The 12,146-nt window shown below is 42.3% G+C and carries 11 protein-coding genes; 7 read left to right on the top strand and 4 right to left on the bottom strand.

Annotation, left to right across the window (positions count from 1 at the left end):
- The first annotated feature begins 75 nt into the window (after positions 1-75).
- From AHMF7605_RS16560 to AHMF7605_RS16570, 3 genes are all read left to right on the top strand, one after another.
- Complete coding sequence (locus AHMF7605_RS16560; protein ID WP_106931174.1) at positions 76-2,496, top strand: ABC transporter permease; 2,421 nt, start codon at positions 76-78, stop codon at positions 2,494-2,496.
- A 196-nt stretch (positions 2,497-2,692) separates the two neighbouring features.
- Complete coding sequence (locus tag AHMF7605_RS16565) at positions 2,693-5,065, top strand: ABC transporter permease (RefSeq protein WP_106931175.1); 2,373 nt, start codon at positions 2,693-2,695, stop codon at positions 5,063-5,065.
- Positions 5,066-5,131: 66 nt separating this feature from the next.
- On the top strand, positions 5,132-5,863 hold the full coding sequence (locus tag AHMF7605_RS16570; RefSeq protein WP_106931176.1) for a head GIN domain-containing protein: 732 nt from the start codon (positions 5,132-5,134) through the stop codon (positions 5,861-5,863).
- Positions 5,864-5,984: 121 nt separating this feature from the next.
- Here the strand turns inward: AHMF7605_RS16570 and AHMF7605_RS16575 are convergent, their stop codons facing one another.
- Positions 5,985-6,482: a hypothetical protein gene (locus AHMF7605_RS16575; protein ID WP_106931177.1), complete on the bottom strand. Its 498-nt coding sequence runs from the start codon at positions 6,480-6,482 to the stop codon at positions 5,985-5,987.
- Positions 6,483-6,747: 265 nt separating this feature from the next.
- Positions 6,748-6,888, bottom strand: a complete 141-nt coding sequence (locus AHMF7605_RS29800; protein WP_158267536.1) for a hypothetical protein — start codon at positions 6,886-6,888, stop codon at positions 6,748-6,750.
- Positions 6,889-7,026: 138 nt separating this feature from the next.
- Between AHMF7605_RS29800 and AHMF7605_RS16580 the strand changes: the two genes are divergently transcribed.
- Both AHMF7605_RS16580 and AHMF7605_RS16585 read left to right on the top strand, forming a co-directional pair.
- On the top strand, positions 7,027-7,272 hold the full coding sequence (locus AHMF7605_RS16580) for a hypothetical protein (RefSeq protein ID WP_106931178.1): 246 nt from the start codon (positions 7,027-7,029) through the stop codon (positions 7,270-7,272).
- A gap of 45 nt (positions 7,273-7,317) precedes the next feature.
- On the top strand, positions 7,318-7,548 hold the full coding sequence (locus AHMF7605_RS16585) for a hypothetical protein (RefSeq protein ID WP_106931179.1): 231 nt from the start codon (positions 7,318-7,320) through the stop codon (positions 7,546-7,548).
- A 161-nt stretch (positions 7,549-7,709) separates the two neighbouring features.
- Here AHMF7605_RS16585 and AHMF7605_RS16590 read toward each other — a convergent pair whose 3' ends face one another.
- Positions 7,710-8,831, bottom strand: coding sequence for an alpha/beta hydrolase (locus AHMF7605_RS16590; protein ID WP_106931180.1), 1,122 nt, complete (start codon positions 8,829-8,831; stop codon positions 7,710-7,712).
- A gap of 131 nt (positions 8,832-8,962) precedes the next feature.
- Between AHMF7605_RS16590 and AHMF7605_RS29805 the strand changes: the two genes are divergently transcribed.
- Positions 8,963-9,115 (top strand): hypothetical protein, encoded by a 153-nt coding sequence (locus tag AHMF7605_RS29805; RefSeq protein ID WP_158267537.1) that lies wholly within the window; start codon positions 8,963-8,965, stop codon positions 9,113-9,115.
- Between the two features lie 83 nt (positions 9,116-9,198).
- Positions 9,199-10,533 (top strand): Fic family protein, encoded by a 1,335-nt coding sequence (locus AHMF7605_RS16595; protein WP_106931181.1) that lies wholly within the window; start codon positions 9,199-9,201, stop codon positions 10,531-10,533.
- A gap of 148 nt (positions 10,534-10,681) precedes the next feature.
- On the opposite strand, the gene AHMF7605_RS16600 is transcribed toward AHMF7605_RS16595, so the two are convergent.
- On the bottom strand, positions 10,682-12,058 hold the full coding sequence (locus AHMF7605_RS16600; protein WP_106931182.1) for an alkaline phosphatase family protein: 1,377 nt from the start codon (positions 12,056-12,058) through the stop codon (positions 10,682-10,684).
- Positions 12,059-12,146: the final 88 nt, after the last annotated feature.

Consider the following 12,146-nt stretch of genomic DNA (forward strand, 5'->3'; position numbering starts at 1 on the left):
TGTTTTACATTCCCTCATTCAAGCATTCACTCATTCCAAATTCATTCACTCATTCACTCATTTAATAATTTTCTTATGCTGCGCAACTATCTCAAAATTGCCGTCCGAAACCTGCTTCGGCACAAAGGTTTTTCTTTTATAAATATTGCCGGCCTCACTCTGGGGCTCACGGCTTGTTTGTTAATTGGTTTATTTGTGCACGATGAAAAACAATTTGATAAATTCCTGCCGGGAGGAGACCAAATTTACCGGATCTATATAGAGCGTACCAGCCACGAGGGCACCGAAAATAGCGCCGGTACGCCGCCTATGTTTACCACTACCTTACAACAGGAGTACCCCGAAGTAGCGGAAACCCTCCGCATCCTGCGCATACCGTCTAAAGACCTTTTCGAAGCGGGCGATAAAAAATTGTACGAGGAAGGCGGCATTGCGCCCGATTCCACTTTTTTCGATTTTTTCCCGCTAGCCTTTACGCATGGCTCGCCGGTGAAAGCGCTGCAGGATCCAAATTCCATTGTTCTTTCCCAGAAAATGGCCGAAAGGTATTTTGGCCCGGAAAACCCGGTTGGTAAAATTATTTTATTTAACAAGGCCCTTTTTACGGTAAAAGGAGTATTTAAAGAAAACCCAAAATTCCACTTATCCCTGAATTTTGTGGTTCCGCTGGCTTCCCAGCAAATTCCGAAAGAACGCATGGCCAGTTGGGGTTGGCAACAATTTTACAGTTATGTAAAACTTAAAAAAGAAGTAAATTCTAGGGCCGTAGAAGCTAAATTTCAAAAGCTGATTAAAGAAAAAGTACATCCGCTTTTAAAAGACGGCGGTATGACCTACCTGCCCTTCTTGCAGCCTTTACATCAAGTACATTTATATTCTGCCGACTTTAAGTTTGACCTCTTAGTGATTAAAGGCAACAGCACGTATGTAAACGCCTTAAGCCTGGTAGCGCTTTTTATTTTACTCATTGCCTGTTTTAATTTTGTCAATCTGGCTACGGCTAAGTCCTTGCAGCGGGCCAAAGAAGTAGGCGTTCGGAAAGCCATTGGGGCCAGTCGCCAGCAGCTGATGGGGCAGTTTATTAGTGAAACCATGCTGCTTACATTTATCAGTATTTTTATTTCCGGGGTGCTTACTTCTTTGGCGTTACCCTGGCTAAACAGCTTTACCGGCAAGCAAATTACTTTTAATCTCCTGACCCAACCAATGTTCCTGCTGTTGTTGCTCGCGCTTAACGGAGTAGTAGGTATTCTAGCCGGTTTTTACCCCGCCTTGGTTTTATCGGGTTTTAAACCGGTAAAGGTGCTGAAAGGAACCGTAGTACCGGATAGCTTACCCGGACAAATTCCCTGGCTGCGGCACGGCCTGGTGGTGGTTCAATTTTCCTTATCGGTTTTATTAATTATTAGCGCCCTGATCGTTATCAATCAGGTAGATTACCTCCACCAGAAAGACTTAGGGTTTAACAAAGAAGAGATTATGTTTTTCCCGATGCGCGGGGATAACATGAGCCAGAACCACGAAGCTTTTAAAAATGAACTGCTGCAAACTCCGGGAGTTTCTTCGGTTTCCATTGGCTATGGGTTTCCGGGGGATATGTTTGCCGGCGACGAAATAATTGTACCCCGGAATGGGGAACAAAAAGCCCAATCGGTTACCCAATTAATGGTCGACCATGATTACATTAAAACCTTGGGGCTGCAGGTAGTAGCCGGAAGAGATTTTTCGAAAAGCATAAAAACCGATGCCGATGCGGCTTATATTATTAACGAAACGGCCGTTACTTCTTTAGGCTTTGAAACCCCGCAAAAAGCGCTTGGTCAACCTTTATGGTGGAAGACCTGGGCCAACCAAGACTCGCTCAAAAAAGGAAAAATTATTGGGGTAGTAAAAGACTTTCATTATAAAAGTTTATACGATAAAATAGAACCGGCCGTGCTGCAAATTTACCCGGATGCTTATTGGAAAGTAGCCGTGAAAGTAAAAACCGCTGGCCTCGAAAATACACTCGCTCAGGTAAAAAATGCCTGGAGCAAGTTCTCCCCCGAATATCCCCTGGAATACAATTTCTTGGACGAAAATTTTAACCAAATGTACCAGGCCGATGATAAATTAAAATCGCTGCTTTCCCTATTTACCCTCGTCACCATTTTTGTGGCCTGCCTGGGCTTGTTTGGTTTAGCCGCTTATGCCGCCGAACGCCGCCGGAAAGAAATTGGTATCCGGAAGGTATTAGGCGCCAGTATGAATCAGATTGCGTTTCTTTTATCGAAAGATTTTATAAAATTAGTAGGCATTGCGCTGCTTATCGCTTCGCCGATTGCCTGGTATTGCATGGATAAGTGGTTGCAGGATTTTGCCTACCGCATTACGTTAAGTTGGGAAGTATTTGTGGCGGCTGGTTTGCTGGCCATTTTAATTGCCTTACTAACCGTCAGTTTTCAAGCTATAAAAGCCGCTGCGGTAAACCCGGTAGATTCGCTGCGCAGCGAGTAATGTTTCCCCCCTAATTTATTCGATTGCCAGGATTAATAAAAACTAAATAAAAAAGTCTGTAACTTATTTAGAATACCTGAGTTACCCCTTCAAACTTAAATATTTTATCAGAGCAGTCAAAGTACAGGCATTTATCACTGGGTAGTCTTTTAACCAGCTACAATAAGGTTCCGACCATTATCAAACTACTTTACTCATGTTCAAAAATTATTTTAAAACCGCCTGGCGGCATATTGTCCGGAATAAAGGGTACAGTGCGCTTAATATTTTGGGGTTGGGTACGGGCATGGCAGTAGCTTTGTTAATTGGCTTGTGGGTGCATTACGAGTATTCGTACGATAAATTTTTACCCGATTACGAACGCTTGTACCAGGTCCGCCGGAACTTTAACAGCAACGGCGACATCCTCAACTTTCCCACTACCTCGCTGGCTTTGGCCGATGCTCTGCGGAACGAAATTCCCGAGATGGAATACGTAGCCGAAACCGACTGGATGAATTCTCACGGTCTGAGGGTAGGCGATAAAAAAATTTTTCTGGCTGGCGGCCAGGTGAATAGCGATTTCCTGAAAATGTTCCCATATCCCTTACTCAAGGGTACTGCCGATGTTGTTTTAAAAGATCCGTATTCGATTGTGCTGACGGAGTCAACCGCCAAAGCTTTGTTCGGAGATGAAAATCCGCTGAACCAAACGGTGCGGTTCAACAACAAAAATGATTTAAAAGTTACCGGTATTTTAAAAGATTTGCCCGGTAACTCTACTTTCCAATTTAAATACCTGGTTCCTTTTAGTTATTACGAAGCCACGGAGGCTTATGTAAAAGAACAGCGCCGGGGAAGTTTTGGCGAAAATTCGTATCAGATTTTTACCAAATTAAAACCTGGAACCACTTATGCCCAGGTAGCACCCAAAATAAAGAATATTCAAAAGCGGGAGAAAGATAGTTTTAACGCGCAAAACTCGGAAGTGATTATGCAGCCGATGCAGAACTGGCATTTGTTCTCCGAATATATAAACGGCAAAGATACCGGTGGCTTTATTCAATACGTCCGGATGTTCCGTGTGATTGGGGTATTAATATTACTAATTGCCTGTATCAACTTTGTAAATTTAACTACGGCCCGGTCCGAGAAAAGAGCCCGCGAAGTGGGAGTGCGAAAAGCCATTGGCTCGCAGCGGAAAGATTTAGTTATTCAGTTTTTAGCGGAGTCGCTGGTGTTTGCTTTGCTGGCTTTTGTTTTGGCGCTTATTATGGTGCAACTGGCCTTGCCCGCCTTTAATACACTTACGGGTCGTACCATCCAGCTGCCGGTATTTAATATTAATTTCTGGCTAATTGCCTGGGGTAGTGTGTTGCTGACGGCTCTTCTGGCCGGTAGCCGGCCGGCTTTTTACTTTTCTTCCTTTAACCCGGTTAAAGTTTTAAAAGGTTCGCTGCACGTGGGCAAAGCCGCCGCCTTGCCCCGCAAAGTACTGGTGGTATTACAGTTTAGCTGTTCCATTACTTTAATTATTAGTACCATTATTATTTACCGGCAAATTCAGCATGCCAAAGACCGGCCTACTGGTTACGATTTAAACCGGTTGTTAGTAACCGAAATTAACAACGACCTGAGTAAGAATTATACAATACTTAAAAATGAATTACAGCAGCAAGGTATTGTTTCGGAAATGACGCAGGCCAGCAGCCCGGCTACCGGTATTTACTGGCACGGGGACATTGACCGTTGGCCGGGAAAACACGCTGGTGAGTCGGTAGAAATGGGTTTTATTGTGGTAAGCAATGATTATTTTAAAACGCTAGGCTTTCCTATTTTACAAGGGCGGGATTTTACGGGTGTTTCGGATACCATGAGCGTTATTTTGAACGAGATGGCTATTAAACGGATGCGTTTACAAGATCCGGTTAATCAAACCATTACCTTTAACGGCCGTCAAATGCGCATCGTAGGCGTAGCGAAAGATGCTTTAATGACCTCGCCGTTTGCCGCCGCCGAACCTTCTATGTTTATGTATAGCCCTTATCCGCAAACGTTTATCACCTACCGCCTGGCGCCGAACATAAAAACTCAGGATGCTATTGCCCGGCTGAATACTATATTTAATAAATACAGTCCGGCTTTTCCGTTCAGTTATCAGTTTGCCGACCAATCGTACGCGAACAAATTTGCCCAGGAAGAACTCATTGGCAAGCTCGCCGGAATTTTTGCCAGTTTCGCTATTTTTATTTCGTGCTTAGGCTTGTTTGGCCTGGCTGCTTACGTAGCCGAACAGCGCACCAAAGAAATTGGCATTCGTAAAGTATTAGGCGCCTCGGTGTGGCAGCTATGGCTTTTACTTTCCAGAGATTTTGTGTTGTTGGTCTTAATCAGTTGTGTGGTAGCCTCGCCGGTAGCCTGGTACTTTTTGCAAAACTGGCTGCAAAAATACACTTACCGCATTCACATTGGCCTCGCAGTATTTATTCTGGCAGGTATACTAGTCTTATTCATCACTATTTTTACAATTAGTTTCCAGGCCATTAAAGCCGCTATGGCCAACCCGGTAAAAAGCCTAAAGACCGAATAATATTCAACGTAAAACTATACTAACCCCAACGGTTAAAAACTTTACTTATCTTTAAAAACTACTATTATGAAAAAAGCATTTTTATCTTTTGCCGGCTTTATGTTTCTGTTTACTCTAACAACTTTAGCCGCAAGTCCAACCAAACAACTTAATAAGCATTTCAGCCTGTTAGACGACCAAACCCGCCCAGTAGATTCTTTTTCGGGCGTGGCTTCGGCAGTTCCCTTTAACGTGTTTGTTACCATTGGCCCTAAGGAGAGCCTGCGCTTAGAAGGCGACAGCGACCTTATTGATAAAATTGAAACGCCCGTAAAAAACGGCGTTTTACAGATTAAAATGCAGAAAGGAAGCGAACGATGGTTCGGGAGTTCTAAAAAAGTAACTATTTACATTACAGCTCCTAACCTGAACAAATTATCGGTAAGTGGAGCTGGCAATGTGGAGGTGAAAGGAACCGTAAAAGGAGACCGGGTTACGACCGATGTAAGTGGTTCGGGTCATCTTTCCGCCGCGGTGGCTTCCTCCAGTTTATCGTCTTCCATAAGCGGGTCCGGCGGAATGGAATTACAAGGAAAGGCCGATGAAGCGCACATAGATATAAGTGGCTCCGGTAAGTTTGAAGGAGAAGATTTAAATACCAAAACCGCTAAAATTTCCGTGAGTGGCTCGGGTATAGCATCTATTCAAGCCGAAGAAACGTTAAATGCTACCTTAAGTGGTTCCGGAAAAGTTACTTATTCTGGCAACGCCAAAGTAAACGTGGTTAAAAGCGGCTCCGGCTCGGTTAGTAAAATTTAAAAACGGAACAGCAGCCACACAAACCAAGGCGCAGATTTACTTCTCCGCCTTGGTTTGCTATAACCAGACCGCTCTTTTTTAATGATTATTCCATGGTTTTGAATACAAAAACTTAATGGCATTACTCAGAAATTAGCTCTGCATTGACCTTTACCCGGCTAGTATCCGCATAATAGTTTTTAATCCAGTTTTCAGTAACTTCCGGATTAGTAAAAAAGTGTTCGTCTTCTTTCCCAAATAAGATTTCGTATTTCTGTATTTTGGTTGCGTCCTGGTGCACGTGGGCCGCTGCTACGCATTGAATGCCCCGCTTATTGGTTAGTTTCAGATCAGCCGCTTCTTCAAACAGATTCAGGTACCCGGTTCTCCAACCGTAGCTGGCCAGGGTTTCCGGAATAACAGTTCTGAATTTTTTATGCGCGGCAAAATCCATGGCTTTAAAGCCAAACAGATTCACTAAAATTTTAAAAGTACCTTGGTCCTCTACTAGGTTTAAACTTTTATGTAAAGATTGCTCCCACCCATTGATAGCTGCGCTATCTACGTTGCCGCTGAGTTGAGTAATAATTAATTTTTGACTGGGATACCAGTCGGTACGCGTTATTTGGTTTAATTCCATGGTTTTGTTCCTAAACTTTAAGTGGATGAAACAAAATTAGATCAGGAATTTTATTTTTGCGTGGAAGTCCTTCACTTTTAGAAGTATCCTCCAGGAAACCCTTACCCTGCCGGGTAAAATGGAAGAAGATGAAAAGCCCCTCTTTGTACTGGCTAAGTGCCGGAATCGCATCGTGGCTATCCGGGATACGCTGGATGTTTTGAATGGCAAATAGAAAGTGCCTTTAATTGCCGCTTTGAGTTTTGGCAACCGTAGTTTCAGCGAACTAGTAATCATTTCCCCCTTGGCTATTCTGGGTTTTGTCGCTGCTCACGCCCCAGATAGTAGCGCCGCCGCTCAGGTAACCGTCATCAGTGGTTTTGATAACCGCGGAGAAAGCATCCGTATCAGAACCACCATACCGCATATTCCAGTTGTAGGCTACGGTAGTAGGCGTTTCATCGTTTCATTTAATCTACCCAAAAGTCAGATTTTTTCGCATCAGTGGCAGATTTATACCACTTATTAAGAAGAACATTGCGTAGAATGAAGCTGTTGTTGGGGTATGGGGAGAGTAAAAAAGCTAGAGATCCAGGAGAGTGCCACCGAGTTGCTAAAGTGGATGCGAGCGGAAAACCGCTCCTTGGGGCAAGCCTGGTGGCAGGCCTTGTACGCTTCCCAGGTCAACACGCTCTTCTTCGAAGTCTTCTTGCAAGAGTTTGCGGTGGATAAGATGATCTTTTTAGATAAAGCGGGCCAAGCACTTGCAGGGGCCGGAGAAGATCCGGTTGGTGTACCTGCCTTCTGCTAATCCGGAGCTTAAACCCGCTAGAAAGGTTCTGGCGCGACAGGAAAGATGGCTTTTCACAACTTTAAAGAGGAACCCGAACTCGAAGCGGGGCTGACTAATACCATAAACGCCTACGCCAAAGAACAAGTTGCGTCTCTTACCGCCTATAAGTACATTATTAATGCTGTCAATTATACTAAACTACTAGGGAAATACCTTACTACTATTCGGTATAATACCTGCCAAATAAAGCTTAATTCCGAAGCCAATACTATAGTCCGGACAAAAGGAATATGAATCAGCGGCAAGAACAATACCAATGTATTAAGCTATTGTAATACAGTTAATTAGTCTAATGATTTAAGCTGGGTACTCTTAAAAATGTACAGTTTCATGTTCGCTTCCGAAACACTCTATAACGAGCCGTTGTCTAAGCCAATAAAGAATACAAAATAGCATCAATCTGTTTTCTTGACAAAGGTTATCCCATCAAATTGTTCTAATTGGAAACCGGAAACCTTATTTGCTTTATCTTTTTGGAAATGAAGTAGCAAAAACCTACCCGGAACAAAGAAATCTTTTTCTGTTTCCGCACCTAGAACCGTTTTCTCCTTTCTGGCATCAATGGCCACTAAAGCATTATTTTCAATAATTACTTTTAAAGGTTCTTTCCCAAGGAGATAAGTGCCGACATAAGGTTTTAACTGAGTAGTCGTTAAAGAAACCGGTATTTTTTTAAAGGCCCACTGTAAACCCTGCGTGTACCCTATGGGTTTGGTACCAGAATGGCCAATATTCTCGAGTAATTTTGTTTGCAGGTTTAAACCGAAATAATTTCTTCCCTTTACGGTGTTCAGCCATTTATTAAAAACTGCTACATCTTCCATTTCTCCTACTGCCATATAAAGCCGCACGGGTAAGGACTTATTTTTATTCCAATATTCATTTTCTATTTTATAAATAGCGTCATTGTCCCAGGGGGTAGCAGGGCTGGTTAAAATATAATTCTGAAAAAAATCTGTAGCGTTAAAGAGCGCGTATAAAGTAAACAAACCGCCTAAAGAACTGCCGATTAAAGTCCGGTTATTTTTGGTAACCCGGTAATTAGCTTCTATAAAAGGGGTAAGCTCATTTTTTATAAACAGAAGGAAATTGGCCGCATTCCCATATTGCGTTCCCTGGCCCAGGTTGGTAGGCGTAAAATCCCGGCCTCTTAGCTGCCCATAGTTAGGGTTTTCCCCGCCCCAGGTTATTCCTACAAGGATTACTTCCGGCATAAACCCATCGTAATACTGTCCGCCATATATACCACTTACTAACGGAAAATCCCATTGACTATCTAACAAGTAAACAACGGGAAACCGCTTGGTGGTGTCGCTGTAGTGACTCGGCAGGTTTACTTGCAAGGTATATTCCTGCCCCGAAACTATTTTTGAAGTTAATTTTAGCTGTTGCGTTCCCGTTATTGTAACCAAGGGCGCCTTTAAAGGAACAGCTTTATTTTGCGCATAACTAGCAGAGATAACAAAAATAAAAGCGAGAAAAACCAGGAGAGTTAATTTTTGAAGAGATTGCTTCATAGGGATATTTCTGAGTTAAATGCTTGAGCTAAAGGTAAGTAAACGTACAATTATCCGGGTATAGGTAAAGAATAAATATTTATTGTTTCGGTATTTTACCGGGTTTTGCCGAGTGCAAAGCCACTAAGGCGATGCATCAATCCGTAGATAGTAGTATCTATGGGGATTTTAGGTATAAAGCCCTATCCAGCTTGCAATTAGATGTATTTGGCGGAACCAGCGTATCCGAAGCTGCTCATGATTTTTACATGGGAGCCGGTGTTACTTGGCGCATTCCTCGTTAATGTTTGTAGTGTTTTAGTTAAAGTAAGTAGTTTAATTTGTGTTAGTATGATATATTTAAATACTATTGAATAGCTAATAATTAATGGAACACATTGAGAAGGCGTTACAGCTTAAAGGACAATTAGATAAACTTAGACCAATCGAGAAAGAACAAGAAGCTATTATTACGCAGAAGTTTCGCCTTGATTGGAACTATCACTCAAACAATTTGGAGGGCAATTCTCTAACCTTTGGTGAAACGAAAGCGCTTATACTGTTCGGAATTACGGCGCAAGGTAAGCCTTTAAAGGACCACTTTGAGATAAAAGGTCATGATGAAGCCTTAAAATGGGTGATAGACGTTGTACAAGGTGATTATCCATTAACAGAAAACTTTATTCGGGAACTGCATGCCCTACTTTTGAAAGAATCTTACGAAGTAAATGCTATTACTCCCGACGGGCAACCCACCAAAAAGAGAGTAGCCGTAGGTAGTTATAAAACAACTCCTAATCATGTATTAACGAAAACCGGCGAGATTTTCCGGTTTGCCTCACCCGAAGAAACCCCGGCTTTAATGCACGACTTAATTAATTGGTATAAGGATAAAAAAGATGTTCCCGATGTAAATCCCATACTTTTAGCAGCTGAGTTTCATTATAGATTTATCCGTATTCACCCCTTCGATGATGGAAATGGTCGAACGGCCAGGATTCTAATGAACTTTATCTTAATGCAGTTTGGCTACCCGCCTGTTATAATTAAAACCGAAGATAAAGCAAACTACTTTTCTGTCCTACAATTAGCAGATAGCGGATCAATAGAACCGTTTATGGACTACATCGCCAAAAATTTAATTCGTTCTTTAGAACTCATGATTGCCGGCGCATCTGGCCAAAGCATTGAAGAACCGGATGATTTAGATAAAGAAATCGCCTTGCTTGAACAAAGGTTTAAGACATCTATAAAAGAAAATCAAGTGCTACGAACTAAAGAAGCGGTACTCGATATTTACGATAATTCAATTGCTAAGCTTTGGGAAAGGTTTCTTTCTTCTTGTAAAAGGTTTGATAGTTTCTATGCGATAAATGAATCTACATTATACATACTTGGAAAAGCTTGGAAAGGCGTAGATGCACCTAAAATGATTAGACAATTTATTGATGAAAATTTAAGCTTTATTTACTTGATATATAATTTTACTAGCATTAATTACGAAGGTCTGACAAATTATAATTTTCGAAGCCAAATAGAAGTAAAATTTAACTTCACCGAAGGTTATACAATTCACCTTCCAGATAATTCTAAATTATTGGAAAAACCTTATGGAGTGCAGTTGACAGATAAAGAGATAGATGAATTAGTAAAGGTCGAAGCTCTTAGACATAAGGATTTTATTGAAAGAAAATTAAAGGAAATTCAAAATAAAAATACCTAACCGTATAATAGCGCTTGGCAGTTGAGAAAGCGATTATGTTTAGGTGTCATTTTTAGATATTCTAATTTATTTCATTCAGGAGAAATCTTATTCGCGCATAGTTGAATAGACTCCTCCTAAATGGCCAGGGACAAATTAAAATACCCTGCTACTTCTGCTGTAAATGAGCCAGCATTAAATCAAATACTTCCGTGGGTTCGATAGAATCGGTCGGGAGCAGGTTTTTGTTTTTCGTGATGAACAAAGGCCCTTCAGCCGGTGATGCTGGTTGGCGGCCGTGCGAGCCACCCACCAGCGTAGCATCCAGCGGAATAATATCCATGAGCATCCGGAAACCCAGCTTTTTCTTTAATACTTTAAAGCCTACTTTCGGCATCAGCATCTTTATTTCCGGATTGGTAAACATTTCCACCGGGTCAAAACCGGGCTTGCGGTGAATATCAATAACGCGGGCAAAATCCGGAGCTTTGGCATCGTCGAGCCAATAGTAATAGGTAAACCACGAATCTTTATTCGCAATAGCTACTAATTCACCCGCCCGGTCATGATCAAGGTGGTAAGCAGCTTTTTCTTCCGGACCCAGTACTTTTTCCACGCCTGGTACGCTTTCTATCAATTTCCGGACTTCATTAAGTTTAGAGTGATCGTTTACATAGATATGCGCTACCTGGTGGTCGGCAACGGCAAAAGCTTGGCAGGTACCTGGGTCCAGAAGTTCCAAACCTCTTTCTTCCCGAATCGAAATATAGCCGTGCTGCCGCAATACCCGGTTTAAATGCACCGGTTGACTTACCTTCGCAATACCGTATTCCGATAATACAATTACCTGCGCTCCCCGGCCTTCAAAATAAGTTATTAATTCGCCTGCCAGTTGGTCTATTTCCTGTAAATCCTTAGCAACCCGGGCATCTTGCGGGCCATAGCGCTGCGAATTATAATCCAGGTGAGGAAGATAAACGAGCGTAAGCGTAGGGTCGTACAATTTATCGGTTTCTATGGCTGCTTTTGCCAACCAACGACTGGAGTTAATGGTAGTTCTCGGGCCCCAATACTCAAACAGCGGAAAAGTGCCTAATTTCTCTGTCAGCTTATCGCGGAGGTCCATGGGATACGTATAGCAATCCGGCATTTTGCGGCCATCGGCTAAATACTGCGGTCGAGGGGTAACCGTATAATCGACGGTAGAGTTCATGGCAAACCACCAGTTAATGTTGGCGCAAGTAAACGTAGGGTCCAGTTCGCGGGCTTTTTCCCAGATTTTAGGCGCTTGTACCAGTTTATTAGATTGATGCCAATTGCGAACTTCGCACACGTCCCGGAAATACCAGCCATTGGCTACAATTCCGTGTTCGCTGGGCCATTTGCCGGTAAGATAAGTAGATTGCACCGAACAAGTAACGGCCGGTAATACATGGCCCACAGTTGCTAATTTGGAATCATCCGACCATTTTTTTAAAAAAGGAGTATTCTTGCCAATAGCGGCAGGAGTTAATCCTACTATATCTAAAACAATTGTTTTGCGCATACTATGTAGTATCAAGTAGCAAGATGCAAGTATCAGGTAATTAGATACTTTTTTTAAGTTAAAAAAACAGATTAATAAGAATTGAACG

It is taken from the genome of Adhaeribacter arboris, from assembly GCF_003023845.1.
Lineage (GTDB): Bacteria > Bacteroidota > Bacteroidia > Cytophagales > Hymenobacteraceae > Adhaeribacter > Adhaeribacter arboris.

Bases quoted from the DNA above. Each gene is read 5' to 3' on its own strand.
- AHMF7605_RS16595 (WP_106931181.1), top strand. From the start codon at position 9,199: ATGGAACACATTGAGAAGGCGTTACAGCTTAAAGGACAATTAGATAAA.
- AHMF7605_RS16570 (WP_106931176.1), top strand. From the start codon at position 5,132: ATGAAAAAAGCATTTTTATCTTTTGCCGGCTTTATGTTTCTGTTTACT.
- AHMF7605_RS16585 (WP_106931179.1), top strand. From the start codon at position 7,318: ATGGCTTTTCACAACTTTAAAGAGGAACCCGAACTCGAAGCGGGGCTG.
- AHMF7605_RS29800 (WP_158267536.1), bottom strand. From the start codon at position 6,888: ATGCGGTATGGTGGTTCTGATACGGATGCTTTCTCCGCGGTTATCAAA.
- AHMF7605_RS16575 (WP_106931177.1), bottom strand. From the start codon at position 6,482: ATGGAATTAAACCAAATAACGCGTACCGACTGGTATCCCAGTCAAAAA.
- AHMF7605_RS16590 (WP_106931180.1), bottom strand. From the start codon at position 8,831: ATGAAGCAATCTCTTCAAAAATTAACTCTCCTGGTTTTTCTCGCTTTT.
- AHMF7605_RS16600 (WP_106931182.1), bottom strand. From the start codon at position 12,058: ATGCGCAAAACAATTGTTTTAGATATAGTAGGATTAACTCCTGCCGCT.
- AHMF7605_RS29805 (WP_158267537.1), top strand. From the start codon at position 8,963: ATGCATCAATCCGTAGATAGTAGTATCTATGGGGATTTTAGGTATAAA.
- AHMF7605_RS16560 (WP_106931174.1), top strand. From the start codon at position 76: ATGCTGCGCAACTATCTCAAAATTGCCGTCCGAAACCTGCTTCGGCAC.
- AHMF7605_RS16565 (WP_106931175.1), top strand. From the start codon at position 2,693: ATGTTCAAAAATTATTTTAAAACCGCCTGGCGGCATATTGTCCGGAAT.
- AHMF7605_RS16580 (WP_106931178.1), top strand. From the start codon at position 7,027: ATGGGGAGAGTAAAAAAGCTAGAGATCCAGGAGAGTGCCACCGAGTTG.